Annotated in this window: 15 protein-coding genes and 2 tRNA genes; 8 read left to right on the forward strand and 9 right to left on the reverse strand. The window is 54.2% G+C overall.

The features are described from left to right. Nucleotides 1-2: 2 nt before the first annotated feature. From ACUN9V_RS01940 to ACUN9V_RS01955, 4 genes are all read left to right on the forward strand, one after another. Nucleotides 3-89 (forward strand) — tRNA-Leu (locus ACUN9V_RS01940). Nucleotides 90-428: 339 nt separating this feature from the next. Next, nucleotides 429-1,067 carry a hypothetical protein gene (locus tag ACUN9V_RS01945; protein ID WP_445510154.1) on the forward strand — a complete coding sequence of 213 codons (639 nt, stop codon included), beginning with the start codon at nucleotides 429-431 and terminating at the stop codon, nucleotides 1,065-1,067. Between the two features lie 658 nt (nucleotides 1,068-1,725). Beyond that, nucleotides 1,726-2,472, forward strand: coding sequence for a Crp/Fnr family transcriptional regulator (locus ACUN9V_RS01950; RefSeq protein WP_445510155.1), 747 nt, complete (start codon nucleotides 1,726-1,728; stop codon nucleotides 2,470-2,472). Nucleotides 2,473-2,811: 339 nt separating this feature from the next. Further along, nucleotides 2,812-3,264, forward strand: coding sequence for a GNAT family N-acetyltransferase (locus tag ACUN9V_RS01955; RefSeq protein ID WP_445510156.1), 453 nt, complete (start codon nucleotides 2,812-2,814; stop codon nucleotides 3,262-3,264). Between the two features lie 122 nt (nucleotides 3,265-3,386). On the opposite strand, the gene ACUN9V_RS01960 is transcribed toward ACUN9V_RS01955, so the two are convergent. The 6 genes from ACUN9V_RS01960 to ACUN9V_RS01985 all read right to left on the reverse strand — a co-directional run bounded on the left by ACUN9V_RS01960 (nucleotide 3,387) and on the right by ACUN9V_RS01985 (nucleotide 7,362). After that, nucleotides 3,387-3,605 (reverse strand): hypothetical protein, encoded by a 219-nt coding sequence (locus ACUN9V_RS01960; protein ID WP_445510157.1) that lies wholly within the window; start codon nucleotides 3,603-3,605, stop codon nucleotides 3,387-3,389. Between the two features lie 109 nt (nucleotides 3,606-3,714). Then, the gene (locus ACUN9V_RS01965) at nucleotides 3,715-4,317 is read right to left on the reverse strand and encodes a DUF2026 family protein (protein WP_445510158.1); all 603 of its coding nucleotides are present in this window, start codon (nucleotides 4,315-4,317) and stop codon (nucleotides 3,715-3,717) included. Between the two features lie 107 nt (nucleotides 4,318-4,424). Then, complete coding sequence (locus ACUN9V_RS01970; RefSeq protein WP_445510159.1) at nucleotides 4,425-6,005, reverse strand: P-loop ATPase, Sll1717 family; 1,581 nt, start codon at nucleotides 6,003-6,005, stop codon at nucleotides 4,425-4,427. Between the two features lie 96 nt (nucleotides 6,006-6,101). Then, nucleotides 6,102-6,575, reverse strand: a complete 474-nt coding sequence (locus tag ACUN9V_RS01975; protein ID WP_445510160.1) for a hypothetical protein — start codon at nucleotides 6,573-6,575, stop codon at nucleotides 6,102-6,104. Between the two features lie 91 nt (nucleotides 6,576-6,666). Beyond that, nucleotides 6,667-6,855: an ECs_2282 family putative zinc-binding protein gene (locus ACUN9V_RS01980; protein ID WP_445510161.1), complete on the reverse strand. Its 189-nt coding sequence runs from the start codon at nucleotides 6,853-6,855 to the stop codon at nucleotides 6,667-6,669. A gap of 105 nt (nucleotides 6,856-6,960) precedes the next feature. Next, entirely contained in the window at nucleotides 6,961-7,362 is a 402-nt protein-coding gene (locus ACUN9V_RS01985) for a hypothetical protein (RefSeq protein WP_445510162.1), read from the reverse strand. A gap of 782 nt (nucleotides 7,363-8,144) precedes the next feature. Between ACUN9V_RS01985 and ACUN9V_RS01990 the strand changes: the two genes are divergently transcribed. Continuing rightward, on the forward strand, nucleotides 8,145-8,780 hold the full coding sequence (locus ACUN9V_RS01990) for a LysE family transporter (RefSeq protein WP_445510163.1): 636 nt from the start codon (nucleotides 8,145-8,147) through the stop codon (nucleotides 8,778-8,780). 24 nt (nucleotides 8,781-8,804) lie between these two features. Further along, nucleotides 8,805-9,608, forward strand: a complete 804-nt coding sequence (locus ACUN9V_RS01995) for a glutamate racemase (protein ID WP_445510164.1) — start codon at nucleotides 8,805-8,807, stop codon at nucleotides 9,606-9,608. A 92-nt stretch (nucleotides 9,609-9,700) separates the two neighbouring features. On the opposite strand, the gene ACUN9V_RS02000 is transcribed toward ACUN9V_RS01995, so the two are convergent. Continuing rightward, nucleotides 9,701-9,777, reverse strand: a tRNA-Arg gene (locus ACUN9V_RS02000). Between the two features lie 190 nt (nucleotides 9,778-9,967). Between ACUN9V_RS02000 and ACUN9V_RS02005 the strand changes: the two genes are divergently transcribed. Together ACUN9V_RS02005 and ACUN9V_RS02010 are read left to right on the forward strand one after the other, a co-directional pair. Beyond that, nucleotides 9,968-10,816 (forward strand): methyltransferase domain-containing protein, encoded by an 849-nt coding sequence (locus ACUN9V_RS02005; RefSeq protein ID WP_445510165.1) that lies wholly within the window; start codon nucleotides 9,968-9,970, stop codon nucleotides 10,814-10,816. Next, complete coding sequence (locus ACUN9V_RS02010) at nucleotides 10,816-11,826, forward strand: methyltransferase (RefSeq protein WP_445510166.1); 1,011 nt, start codon at nucleotides 10,816-10,818, stop codon at nucleotides 11,824-11,826. The genes ACUN9V_RS02005 and ACUN9V_RS02010 overlap by 1 nt, the downstream gene beginning before the upstream one ends. Nucleotides 11,827-11,897: 71 nt before the next feature. Here the strand turns inward: ACUN9V_RS02010 and ACUN9V_RS02015 are convergent, their stop codons facing one another. Together ACUN9V_RS02015 and greB are read right to left on the reverse strand one after the other, a co-directional pair. Continuing rightward, entirely contained in the window at nucleotides 11,898-12,527 is a 630-nt protein-coding gene (locus tag ACUN9V_RS02015; RefSeq protein WP_445510167.1) for an EAL and HDOD domain-containing protein, read from the reverse strand. A gap of 111 nt (nucleotides 12,528-12,638) precedes the next feature. Further along, complete coding sequence (gene greB / locus ACUN9V_RS02020) at nucleotides 12,639-13,178, reverse strand: transcription elongation factor GreB (protein WP_110643520.1); 540 nt, start codon at nucleotides 13,176-13,178, stop codon at nucleotides 12,639-12,641. Between the last annotated feature and the right edge of the window lie 81 nt (nucleotides 13,179-13,259).

The following is a 13,259-nucleotide window of genomic DNA, read 5'->3' on the forward strand; positions in this document are numbered from 1 at the left end:
CTGCCGGCGTGGCGGAATTGGTAGACGCAGCGGATTCAAAATCCGCCGCTGGAAACAGTGTGTCGGTTCGAGTCCGACCGCCGGCACCATCCGCAAAATCAGTATCTTAGCTTCGTCATTTCTCTCCCTGTTTCATCCTTGTTTCAGTGCTTGGTCGCAGAAAGCGCTCGATGTCGCTCAGTTTCTTGACGACCCGAGATCGTGATACCGGTACGCGCCAGCGTGCAGCAGACCAGTTTCGCTCTCCTTCTATCATCCTGTGCTATTCAGCGTTTCCGTGACCGGTCGAACGTCCGATCCTTGGTCGAGCCCGCGGTTCGCCAAGTGAAACGAACAACGCTTCTCGCTATTCAATTGTGGCTGGCAAAGACTGCCGGCAGGCAGGTACGGTAGGGGGCCAAGCGCAGTTTGAGGCGGTGAGCAGAGCAATGATGAACTGGATCTCTCAACATAGCTCCGCCATTACCGCGCTGACCAGTATATGCACCCTATTGGTCTGGCTTTTTTACGCGCAGCTGCTGTATCTCAACTTCAAGCGGCAGCGACAACCGAAGATCATCATCAACCGGGGCTTCGGCCGCACCCTGCAGGCGCGCTGTGTCATCAGCAACATGAGCCCCGAGCCGATCTTCATCGAGCATATCGTGGTGATCCTGCACACGGATCGCGGCACGCTCTTTCAGGATCTGATCGATTTCGAACGATCTGCTGGCGACAAGGGCAATGCCGATCAACTGGTCGAGACGACGCGGCAGGGGCCGATGGCCTCGGGCAGCTACAACCATATTGGAACCTTTCAGAATATCGTGGAGCGGGTGCTTCGCTCACATGACATTCCGACGGATGACTTTCAAACGACCGACGGTCGCACGTTGCAGGCGGTGGAGCTGCGCGTCATCGCGATCTACGGCAGTGAGGATTCTCCCGTTGGCGCTTCCAGAACCTTTGAATTGACGATGAGCCCCTCGGGCGAGGCCTTGATTCCGACGCGCCTGGATACCCGGCGATATGCCTCCCGGTGGCGGCGCCTTCGAGTCAAGCGCTGGATTCGTGAACTGGAAACCTGATCCCGGATGCAGGAAAGAGCGCTCCGGGAGTGCAAGCCCGCAATTCGCAGCCTGTGGGCCGCCGTTCGATTATATTTTTAGGTAGTTGATCTGTATCAACTTAATTCGTCGATATCAGGTCCACAGTGGGCGCCTGTACCAGGAAGGTACTGGAGAGGAAACTGCAAGGAAGCGGTTGTCACAAGGACGCATGGCAGGATGCCATGGTGCTATTGGCATGGAAAGCAGCGTATCTGAGACCTGCAAGCGATAGGTCTCTTTTCCGCTGTGCCCATTGTCCTCCTGACCCGATGATTGAAATCGTCAACCCTCGATCTGTTGTACACCCCCACCTGTTTTACCCGCTGACCTATCCCTGACCTATCGTACCCCCCTCTCTGTTGTTCGCCGCCCAAACATTGCCAGCTGTGATTATCCACCCACGCGCTCGTAGCTCCCACTCGTGTCTACCGTATGGATCGACTTTAAACGCTTACGCGTATTGCGCCTCGCGCCTCGCGCTGCGCCATCGTCCCTCGCGACATGGCGGGAATTGGAGCATAATTCCCGCGTGACAGATTGTGTGAAGAACGATATGAAAGAAAGCCATGGTTTGAGTCAATCGAGCAGTACCACTGCGTCCAAGGCTTCATTTCTGCCTCAAGCAAGGAGCAGTAGCATGGTAGCAGACGTCTCCTACGCCACTAGTCTGATGGTTCAGAAATTGGAGAGCATCTTCAGTCTCTCCCCCGAAGAAAAACAGGCGCTGCAGGCATTGCCCGTCCAGGTCGAAACGCTCAAGCCCGAGCAGGATATCGTGAGGATCGGTGATCAGCCGACTCAGTGCTGCCTGTTGCTCGAGGGTTTTACCTGCGTTTATAAGCTTACCTCCGAAGGCAAACGGCAGATCCTGGCATTGCACGTGCCCGGTGACATGCCGGATCTGCAGAGCCTGCATCTGCAGGTGCTGGATGTCAGTATTGCCTCGGTCAGCGCCAGCAAGGTCGGCTACATCCAGCATGACGTTCTACGCCACGTTTGTGAGCGTCACCCACGCCTGACGGCCGCCTTCTGGCGTGAAACATTGGTTGATGCCTCGATCTACCGGGACTGGATCCTCAATATCGGACAGCGTGACGCCTACGCCCGTGTAGCTCATTTTTTCTGCGAGCTGCTGATGCGTCTTCAGGCGGTAGGGGTGGTCGAAGATCGAGCATTCCACCTGCCGATAACACAGGCGCAGTTGGCGGATGCGATCGGCATCACGTCGGTCCACATGAACCGAGTGTTTCAGGCACTGCGTTCGGATGGGCTGATCGATGCCACGAGAGGAAGAGTGGCGATTCTGGACTGGGACCGACTGCAGGAAGAGGGCGATTTTGATCCGCTCTACCTTCATCTCAACAAGCAGCGCTCAACTCGATAGGACTGTTGGCGCAGGATAGGCAGGCGCCAAGAGGCGGGTTATGAACGGCGAGTCACGGAATAATAGTGACTCGCCGTTTTTGTGTCTGTGGTAGCCAACGATGGCCCATCAGGATTCTATAATGAAAGGTAAATACATGTTTTAGCTAAGATTCTTATAAGACCTATAATCTATATATACCTTCCGATATACCTCTCAGCTTCAAAAGCTGACCGCGTGGTTGTTCATCGCACGATCCGTAGCCACGGCTCCCATCCGCCAAGCAAGCTCGCCTGAGGACACTGCGTGCCCCAGAATGATCGCCCAAGGTGTTTCAACTGCTGCCAGGGGTATCGAGACATGTCAATTCAAGTGAGAGAGGCGAGAAAAGCAGACATCGGGGAGATCTTCGCCATTCGCACCAGCGTGGCGAAGAATCACCTTTCACTCGAGCAGCTCGCCGAAATGGGCATCACATCGGAGACCATTGCCGCCATACTGGCCCGGGGCCCTTGTCTCTGGATTGCGGAGATTGGCCGAGTACCCGTGGGCTTTTCGATGGTTCGTGACGAGACTGCATGCGTGTTTGGACTCTTCGTCCGCGCCGATCATGAGGGGCGAGGCGTGGGACGGTTACTCCTCGAGCGGGCCGAGCGCCACCTATTCGCAAAATTCGACGAAATTTGGATGGAAACCGAAATCAGCAGTCGAGCCTATGCATTCTACAAGCGCGCCGGTTGGCTACCCATTGAGAAACGGGATCGCCGCTTGATGAAACTCATCAAAGCCCGACCCGTGTCGAGTAACCTTTGAGTGGCAGCTTCCGGCCAGAAGCTGGCGTTAAGCCAGAGTAGATATAACGCAGTCAACACAGGCCGAGCGACAGCGAGGTCCAGCCCGCGTCTTTTTGCGGGCGATTGTGCTTGACCTTTTTTTTAATCTTGAACAATAACCTGTTTACCGCCTACTTTAACAATACGGATCAAGTTATCTGTTGTATGCTTATGCAACCCTATAAAAGTAACAGTTGAGCCGGACTCTACTGCCGCTTTAGCAACACGAATCATGTTGTCCGTAGTCATTTTTTCGCCATTTACATTCATGTTTCCACCCGCTTTTACAATTCGGATGATGTTATCGGTCGTTCTAGACATTTTTTACTCCCAGTTTAGGTAAAAACATAACGCCTGCAGCATGCGCGGCGTTGGAATGGAGACAAAGCCGCAATGGAAAAGACATCGTCTTGTCTGCGACTGTTAAGCACTACCATGCACCTACGAGATTCTTGCCGGTTAAGGATACCGCATTATGCGTACCCGAGGCATCCGCAATACCAATTTCTTGCAGCATTTTCTTCGGAGCTTTTTTGAACCAAGTCGAGCAAATTTCTGCCAGATCTCCATAGGCCATACTCTGAGTTATAATGCTCATATGCTTTGCAGTTGATGCCGGACTTGATTCCAAGTAAAAATCTCCTGGAGTAGCCAACTCAAGTGGTGAGGATGCCATAGCTGAAAGTCGCTTTTGAAACATCTTGGGCGGAATGGATGAGCGACCATTACTTAGCTGCGAAAAAGCAGGTGCCATAAAATCCAGAACCCAACCATCGACCTCCACCCAACAATGAAAGGCATCTTTATCACCGGTCAGTCCAGTCTCGGTCTCTTCGCCGAACACAATAACATCATTATTACCGCCCACGTGATAAGCCGCCAACCCAGCTTTCGGTTGCGCGTTCAATTTAAAATGCTTAGACAGAATATATGAGCCATAAGCGCTGAAGAAAACGCAGCATACTGAGGGATCAGCTCCTTCATTCTTCACAATAGAGTTAACTACTTTGTATATGCGCTCGTAGTCCTTCAATTTTATTAGCACCGCAATGAATCCTCTTCTGCTTAACGCCCGGCTCACGCGTCGATTTGGAGCCGTGAAGCGGCGGAAAATCGGTCGCTGTGCAGACGACTGTTAAATCAATACTGCTTCCCCAGATTTAGCGCTTTAGCCAATCCATAAAAGACCTGATACTCACAATGGGTTTTTACTTTTGGTGAAATGTTTGCGTAATTTCTTTCCTTGAAGCACCAATGGATATGTGGCTTCCCGTCGACAGTTCTTTCCAAGAAGCATAAGACGTTTAAATCGTAGAGAAACTGGAGGAATTCATTTTCTGATTTCATGAACTGTGGCATGGGCTTATCTAATGACCCAAGATACTTTTTCATCTCACCGTACGCTTGGGTGAACTCTTCGTATGAGAACTTATCCTTACCCTTGAGAAACTCAAAGAATTTCAAGAAGATTTCGTAGTCATGGTCTTCATAGTAAAAAGCAAGCTGGTCTTTAACCTCGCCTAGCAAGTAATTGGAATAGGCTCTTTGAAAATTTCTGGCCTCAAAGTCGTCAAGTGAAAAACTCGTCTTTTCTTTGTCTTCCGTGAGCTGTTTTAGTAGGGTGAGTAGCGTTACGATATCCCTAGGCCTGTAGTAAGACCATCTTAGAAAGTTTATGAATGATGTTGGACAGTCATAGGTATCGAATACATTCGGCGAATCCCATGGAAAGTATGCATCCCAATGATTTCCTAAATCTCCTTCTGAAACATCCTGCTGAACGGCGAGCAAGTGGTCAGCAACCTCAAATATTTTTGAATTTCTATGCCTGATATATTCTGTTTTCCAATCCAAAAATACCGAATTGTCTCTAATTTTTGCGTTTTGGTTTTGAAGGCCGGCAGACTCAAATATATCTGGCCTGATCAAAAGAACGACCCTGCAACGCCCTTTGCCGCCCTTAACTGTTGGAAAGAAGTCATTATTCAGTTCCCAAACTGCGTTAGCCAAACCTTTGACACATTCTAGATATTCTGGGTAAGGAATTCCAGACGGCCTTATATCAATACCGTCAATAAAAAGTAGATAGTTATGCTCTAGCCTTATTTGACGAATGGCATCTTGAAACTTTTTCTCTATGTAAAAGAGATTCGCCTGAAACCGGCTTTCGCTAAAAGTGAATGTTTCGCTTTGCTCTCCCTTAGCATTGGCATGCTTAGAAAGAACTTCTGCTGCAAGCTTTGAGTTTTCAACAAACTCCAAAGCTTGAATTATCTCTGGAGAAAAAGCCCCATAATAGTATTCTTCAATCGCTTCGTTTAGTGCGTTAAACTTTCCAAAATTCTTAAAATTAAAAGCGCCTCCCTCAGCCTCTTTTATCCTTTGACTAAGTAGAAGGAAAAGAATTACTTTCCATACGTTTGTATAGTCAGATAGCTGTAGGTGCTTGTCTTTTTTTAGTGATATAAATTTTCTGTACTCAGTTTCTCTTATATATTTTATCTCTGATTTATTATTTTTGTGGTCGTTGTTTGACATGTAAACAGCATATGCAGTCTTTCCAGTTCCTTTTTCCCCAACAAGAAACGAAACGCCGTGATCACACAACTGATCCAAATACTCGTTTTTTATGAAAACGTCGTTAAACCGCTGTTTATTCTCTCTTCTCTTATAATTTTGCGCATCAGCGAAACCGAAATCTAAGTCAGCAATTTTTTTCATCCTACATCCTTATTTTCTCTACAACTGAAAACGATTTAACGCCCGCGTAATATGCGTGAGCTTGCGAGCATCCTAATTGATGCGCTTGTTGCGTGTCTACAGCGTGGGATATACGAGCTTTGCATTATGGTTTTCCGAGTCATCTTCCCAAACTATACGAATAGCGTGCTTACTTTTAGTTCCCATATGAACGGACGCGATCAACTTTACAGACTGAAATTTTTCCATAGATTCTAAGGGAAACTTTTCATCTACATCGGATTGTATAAGTACATCATTCCCTTCGGGAAACTCTAACATGATATTCCGTGCAGTAGCACTACCCTTATTCCAAGTCTTCAGCCGGTGCTTGTTGCTGCCGAGCTTTACAAACGATGCACCCAAATCGGCCTTTTTGCCACTAACAGCTTCGCTTTCTTCTTTTTCGAGAAAAAGGTTATTTAGCCTTTCTTGGCTTTCGATAAGGGATTTCTGTTTTTCATTAAAGCTGGTGGTACGCCAGGTTGCATAAGCTGACATTAATAGTGCAAGACCAGCAATAATGTCACCGGCATCAACTGTTACAGGCATTACTTAATCCTTGTATTTCTGCTGCCGCCAAATGCTTTTTTAGCGAAGCTTTCAGCTCCTTTGCTAGACCTCCAGTAGCTTGCTTGCCTATTTAAAAAACATGCTCTTGAATATTTTTACTGTTCTCATGAATTAACTCATTCTTTGTAAGCTCACGGTCACAAGACGCACATTTAGCCAGCTCAATAGTTTCATCAACGCCTTGCTCATACTCATAGTCAGTGCAGCCGCAAGTGGGGAATTGTAAGCCAATGCTTCTTTGATACTTCTCATCCTTCATAGATTAACTCCATCCTTATTTGACACGTAACGCAGAGTTAAGCCGCCGGTTGGAGCGCAAGCGCAAACCGGTCGGCTCGAGCAGTTTGTTAAGGCACTTGAGTTCTCAGCCGGCACTTTTGATCTGTTCCATAACCCAGTGACTGTCTTTTTCAACCTCTGTCTCAGTGACAAATTTTCGCTCAAGCATTGCCTTTTGCGCAGTGTGCCATACCCTCAGCATGTCCTTTCCAGTCATATTGAGAACGCCGCGATAGGTATGGTGTTCCCCACCACTGAGATGCCGACCGATTACATTGGTTATCAACAATAGAGCGAGTTCGCCAGGTTTTATCCCGTCAATTCTGACCGAATAAATGGTCTTTTCTGCATGCTTGGCAATAGAAACAACTTCTGGCTCTAAAATGCTTTTGCTCGGCCCTGCAGACTGATCTAGGAAAGCTTTTACCTCTTCAATCGTGAGCCTTACCTCATAAGGAGGGAAAAGCTTCCAAAATAGTTTGCGCATCAACCCTCCTTTGCCTTAACAGGTATTAGATAGCGCGATCGTTTGTTGACTTGAACGCGCACGCGCGTTCAACAATATTATCTGGCACACTGTCAGCACCCCAACCTATTGAAATCCCTAAGCATTAAATATAATTCGGCAACATAACACTGATAATTTTATTTGCTGCATAACACCCTTAAACGCGCATGCGACCTTCCTTCAACCATCCGCTTTAAGTCGGTACTTGCCAGCCTTCTCAGTGCTTGTTAGGAATACCTTTGGTATCAATCTGACACATTACGTTTCACTTTTCTATCCAAAGACCCCCACCTTTCGTCGGGTACGCTGCAAAATGCATCATTCCGCATCATTTTATCGCCCCCTAAATCACCCCGCCGCCCCTGTGCTGGCGCGGCCTAGCGCCCTCTGCAACGCCGCATCAAAACCGACCCATTTAGCGCGCAGGCGGGGAGGGGAGTCGACAGCGCGCCGGCGCTGGCGGCGTAAATTGCGCCGAGCCAAGCTCCTTTAGTGGCCACAGCCACTCCACTCGTTACCATGTGGTAACACATTGGCTTACTCTGGTTTTCTCAGGAATGCGCCTTTTGTCTATCTGTTGCCTGAGCCAATACCGCTGGTTTGTGGCTATCGCGCCCGAACTCGAGCCGGGGAAGGGGAGAGCCAGGTAGCTCGATAAGGTCGAGACGGATCAAGGCTCGCAAGATAAGCTCGAACGGGTCATCAGGTATGACGCCCGTCCCTCTTAGATGCCATCACGCTCCACACGAGGACTCGAAGCGATGGATTTTGCCGTATGGCTGACGTACCTCGGTGTTATCACCGCTCTTATCCTGTTCCCGGGCCCTGTCGCTTTGCTTTGCATGCACCACGGGTTGCGTCACGGCCAGCGACGCGCCTTGGCGACGGTGGTGGGGGGAGCACTGGCATCGCTTGCCTTGATGGCGCTGTCGGCTCTGGGCCTGGGGGCGATTCTCGCGACATCGGAAACCGCCTTCGTCGTGTTGAAAGCGGTAGGTGCGGTCTACCTTGTCTATCTCGGCATCCAGGCGTGGCGTGCGCCCGCCGAGCCAATGGCATCGCCCGAAGCCAATATGGACGTTACGAACGGCATTCACTCCAGGCGGCGGCTGTTTGGCAAGGGCTTCACCGTGGGGATCAGCAATCCCAAGGATCTGCTGTTCTTCGGCGCGCTCTTTCCCAACTTCATCGACCTGGGGCAACCGCAGTGGTCACAGTTCGTGATCCTCGCGCTGACGTGGCTCGCGGTCGATCTGGCGACGATGACCGCCTACGCCTCGGTAGGCTCGACGGTCAGCCGCTGGTTTGGCACGCCACGCCGCGTGCGCCTGTTCAACCGCACCACCGGTGGGCTTTTCATGGCAGCGGGTGGCGCCCTGGCCACTTCACACCGCTAAGCCTTCACGGAGATCAGGAATTTCATGGAATCGACAGCCCTGCACCGGCCCATCGCGGTCTTCGATGCCGGAATCGGCAGCTACGCCATCGTGGCGGAGATACAGCGGTGCTTACCTAGACAGGATGTGATCTACTTCGCGGATCGTGCCAGTTTTCCCTACGGGAGCAAGGCGCCCGACGAGTTGGCCCGAGTCATGGAGCGGACGTTGCGCTTTCTGGAGAGTTTCGACCCCTCGGCCATCGTTATCGCTTCCAACGCGCCATCGATCACCGTACTCGAATCGGTGCGCCCCCTGACGCGCTTGCCGGTCTTCGGGGTCTTTCCACCCCTGGAGGCGGCGCTGGCAAGCTCGACCAATCAGGCGGTGGGCATCATGGGCGTCGAGTCGCTGGTCGAGAGCGAGATGCTGGAGAGCTTCGTGGCGTCTCATGACCTCGCCGGTGCCAGTGTCGAGCTGATCAACGCCTCGAGCATGGTGGAGCTGGTAGAAAGCGGGGCGTTTCTGTTCGACCCGCAAGGCACGCAGGCGAGCGTCGACGACTTCGTGGATTCCCTCTTTCGGCGGAAGCCCGATATCGACGTGCTGACGCTATCGAGCACGCACCTGCCATGGCTGAAGGCGTTTTTCGAGCGTGCGCGCCCTCAATGCCGGTTTCTGGACCCCGCTGAGAGTGTGGTGGCGAATCTTGGCTCCGGAACAGTGGGTACGGGGAGGATCAGGACACTGGTCACGGAAGACGCGCGTTATTCGGTCAGCGATTTCCGGCGCATGCTGGATCGACTGGGCGTCGACCTCACGCTCGAGGTCGTCGAGGCGCCGCGGTGATGGACTGCCTCATCGATGGCGTCAGGTTGTCCGATTCACTCGCCAGGTAGCGTGCTCGGCTGCAGGGTCATGCCTGGTGGGAGAGATCGACTTGGTGCCCCCATCAGGATTCGAACCTGAGACCTTCCCCTTAGGAGGGGGACGCTCTATCCAGCTGAGCTATGGGGGCTGACCGGGATCGCCCTGAATCGGGCGAGGTAAGCGGCGCACAGTATAAGCGCCGGATTCGTCGAGATAAACCCGCGGGGGCCATTGCGTCGGGACGGTCCGCGTTGGCGTTGATACAATGCCGCCTTTCCGATTCGAGCCGTCGCTATCTCATGCCTTGTTCTCATGCGTAGTTCTCATGCGTAGTTCTCATGCGTAGTTCTGATGACGCTTCCGCGCTGCCTGCCGCGAGCCCGCGGCACGGCAACGATATCCCCGTGGGGCAGGACCGGATCTTCGACGGCTTGGCCGACAAGTTCGCCAACAGTCTTTACGCTACGGCGCGCGGTCAGATCCGCCTGGCGGTGCTCGATCAGGTCCTCTCGCAGTCTCTGCCGCAGGACGGTGCGGTCGCACTGGATGTCGGCGGCGGCCTCGGCCAGATGAGCGTGTGGCTGGCCGAGCGCGGGCATGATGTCACGCTGGCGGAGCCTTCCGCGGAGATGCTGGCCCGAGCGCGGGCCGAATTCGGCGAGCTTCCCATTCGAACACTGCAGGCGCCGATCCAAGCGTTGCAGGAACTGGCGCCGGGGCCATGGCCGCTGGTCGTGTGTCACGCGGTGCTGGAATGGCTGGCCCAGCCGCGTCGGGCGGTTGCCACGTTGAAGTCCCTGCTGGCTCCGGGCGGTCGTCTGTCGCTGATGGTGTTCAACCGCGATGCGCTGCGTTTTTCCAATGTGGTCAAGGGCAATCTCGACAAGGCGCTGGAAGACCGGCTTTCGGGAACGGGCCAGCGGCAGCGTTTGACGCCGATCTCGCCATTGACGCATGCCGATATCGAGCGCTGGTGTCGCGAAGAGGGGCTGGTGATCGAAAGCGTCGCCGGCATCCGGATCTTTCACGACTACCTGCGGGAACGTGCGCCGAGCGATGCGCAGCTTGCAACGATCATCGAGCTCGAAAAGCGTTACTGCCAGACTGATCCGCACTGGCGCCTGGGGCGCTATCTTCACTACATCATTCGGCACGCGGACAGCGCGGGCCCAGAGGAGACGTTCTGATGTCGACGCAGCCACCGGCCTGTCAACTGCTCGCCCGCCAGGATGCGGACTATCGCGGCTGGTTATGGGTCGCGCCACCCCGCGATGGCTGGCTCGAGTCCGGCGAGGGCAGCGTGTGGAGTGCGGATCTGGATGTCTGCGAGGCCTGGCGCAATGCCGGGCGCCCGGCCTACGGGGCGCTGACCGCACCGCCTGCCGAGGTGCCGGGGGCGGTGCTGTTCTGGCCCAAGAGCCTCGCGTTGGGGGAATGGTGGCTGAGCGCGCTGAATACGGCGCTGCCAGCGGGCACGCCGATTCAGATCGTTGGCGAGAACCAGGGCGGCATCAAGCGTGTCCCGAAGATACTGGAAGGCTTTGAGCAGACGTGCCGCAAGCTGGATACGGCGCGTCGCTGCACGCTGTTCGCGAGCCGGACGGTCGAATCCGAACGCGACCCGGATGCCGTCTGGCAGACGTTCACGGCAGAAGAGCTGACGCTGGCGAGCCATCCTGGGGTCTTCGGCCATGGCAAGCTCGACGACGGCACGCGGCTATTGCTGAAAGCATTGGCGCAGTCGCCGTTGCCGTTGCCGGCGCGCGGTAAGCCGCTGCGGGCGCTGGATGTCGGCTGTGGGGATGGCATTCTGTCGGCGTGGCTGGCGAAGCAGGGCTCCCAGGTCACGGCGGTCGATCTCAACGCCTTCGCGGTCGAGGCCACGCGGCGCACGTTAGTCGCCAATCAGCTGACCGGCACGGTCATCCAGAGCGATGTCTATCGCCAGCTGGAGGGGACCTTCGAGGCCATCGTCAGCAACCCGCCGTTTCATCAGGAGCGCTCGATCGATTACGGGCCGACCCAACGACTGATCCGCGAGGCGCCGGCGCATCTCGTCGAAGGCGGCAGCCTGACCCTGGTCGCCAATGCGTTTCTGCCGTATCCGGATTGGCTGCAGGAGACGTTCGGCAGCTTCGAAACCCTCGCCGACAACCGACGCTTCCGCGTCTATCGTGCGATCAAACCCCGGCGTTGATTCGCCGTACACGCCCGGCTAAGTTCTTCGGAAGTCGGCGCTTAGGAGTTCGGCGCTCGGGAGTTCGGCGCTCAGGAATCGGCGCCGCCGTGCATGACCTGCGGTCGCGCCAGATAGTAGCCCTGGAACAGGTCGCAGCCGGCGCGCTGACAGCAGCTCAGGTCCTCTTCCGTTTCCAGTTTTTCCGCCAGAATCTTGAGCTCGGGATAGTGAAGGCGTAGCTGTTCGACGATGTACTTGAACGTTTCGTCGCAGTAATACGGGTATTCGAGTTTGACGATATCCACGAGGGACAGGTAGGGATGCTCGACGTCCACTTCGGCATAGTCGTCCAACGCCAGAGTGAAGCCTCGCTGGCGCAACTGCTGCAGGCAGTCACGGATGGTGTCGTCGACCGGCGTATCTTCGAGAATTTCTACTACCAGACGTGAGGTATCGAACGGCAGATCGATACTCAGCATGTCGGCGGTGAAGTTGATGAATAACGGCTTTCCCTCGCTGACCGTCTCCAGCTCGCCCTGGCTGAACGCATTCATCAGAACCGTGCTGGTGGCCCGATTGCCATCGAATGGCATCGGCCTCGGGCCGCCATCCGTCGGGCGATAGAGTAGTTCGTAGGCAACGATTTCCAGGGCGGTGTCGAAGATCGGTTGCCGAGCGAACAGTATCGACGATGAGGGCGGATCGATGGCATTCGGCATAGGCTGTCCTCGAGGGCTCGTTCATGTCAGCGACGGATAACTGTCTTTCCACGCCGGTAGGGCGGGCGGTCTGAACCGCACTCCCAGCCTAGCTCGGCTGGGTCTGCGGTCTCAGCTTTCGGAATCGACATAGGCGATATCGGTCACGATGTAATGGGTCTCGCCGCCCGGGGCCGCGACGACGACATCGTCATCCAGCGCCTTGCCCAGGAGCGCCTGCGCCAACGGCGCATCGATGCTGATCCAGTGCTTGTCGGTATTGGTTTCGTCGTGGCCGACCAGACGCACCTGCAGCTCTTCTCCATTATCGTCTTCCAGCGTGACGCTGGCACTGAAATAGATCTTGCCGGTATCCGCCGGCAGGCGATCGACGACCTGGAGCTCGTCCAGCCGCTTCCGCAGATAGCGGATCCGGGCAATGACGCGGTTCAGCTCTTTCTTGTTGTAGGTGTAGTCTGCATTTTCGCTGCGATCCCCCAGTGCTGCGGCTTCGCCGACCTTCTCCGACAGCTGCGGGCGTTTGACCCGTGACAGATGGTCGTGAATGCCCTGTAACCGATTCCATCCCTGCGGCGTGATCAGGTTGCTCTTCTTCTCCTGACGCGGATCCGTCTTGGGATCGCGCCAGCGCGTCATGTTGCGGCCTTGCATAAGAAGATCCTGTTACGCTCATCGAAGGCGGAGCGTATCGTAATCCGGTGTCTGGCGGCCATCTCATGCGATTAAAACCGC

The sequence above is a fragment of the Salinicola sp. V024 genome, from assembly GCF_052645315.1.

Bases quoted from the DNA above. Each gene is read 5' to 3' on its own strand.
- ACUN9V_RS01945 (WP_445510154.1), top strand. From the start codon at position 429: ATGATGAACTGGATCTCTCAACATAGCTCCGCCATTACCGCGCTGACC.
- ACUN9V_RS01950 (WP_445510155.1), top strand. From the start codon at position 1,726: ATGGTAGCAGACGTCTCCTACGCCACTAGTCTGATGGTTCAGAAATTG.
- ACUN9V_RS01955 (WP_445510156.1), top strand. From the start codon at position 2,812: ATGTCAATTCAAGTGAGAGAGGCGAGAAAAGCAGACATCGGGGAGATC.
- ACUN9V_RS01960 (WP_445510157.1), bottom strand. From the start codon at position 3,605: ATGTCTAGAACGACCGATAACATCATCCGAATTGTAAAAGCGGGTGGA.
- ACUN9V_RS01970 (WP_445510159.1), bottom strand. From the start codon at position 6,005: ATGAAAAAAATTGCTGACTTAGATTTCGGTTTCGCTGATGCGCAAAAT.
- ACUN9V_RS01975 (WP_445510160.1), bottom strand. From the start codon at position 6,575: ATGCCTGTAACAGTTGATGCCGGTGACATTATTGCTGGTCTTGCACTA.
- ACUN9V_RS01980 (WP_445510161.1), bottom strand. From the start codon at position 6,855: ATGAAGGATGAGAAGTATCAAAGAAGCATTGGCTTACAATTCCCCACT.
- ACUN9V_RS01985 (WP_445510162.1), bottom strand. From the start codon at position 7,362: ATGCGCAAACTATTTTGGAAGCTTTTCCCTCCTTATGAGGTAAGGCTC.
- ACUN9V_RS01990 (WP_445510163.1), top strand. From the start codon at position 8,145: ATGGATTTTGCCGTATGGCTGACGTACCTCGGTGTTATCACCGCTCTT.
- ACUN9V_RS01995 (WP_445510164.1), top strand. From the start codon at position 8,805: ATGGAATCGACAGCCCTGCACCGGCCCATCGCGGTCTTCGATGCCGGA.
- ACUN9V_RS02005 (WP_445510165.1), top strand. From the start codon at position 9,968: ATGCGTAGTTCTGATGACGCTTCCGCGCTGCCTGCCGCGAGCCCGCGG.
- ACUN9V_RS02010 (WP_445510166.1), top strand. From the start codon at position 10,816: ATGTCGACGCAGCCACCGGCCTGTCAACTGCTCGCCCGCCAGGATGCG.
- ACUN9V_RS02015 (WP_445510167.1), bottom strand. From the start codon at position 12,527: ATGCCGAATGCCATCGATCCGCCCTCATCGTCGATACTGTTCGCTCGG.
- greB (WP_110643520.1), bottom strand. From the start codon at position 13,178: ATGCAAGGCCGCAACATGACGCGCTGGCGCGATCCCAAGACGGATCCG.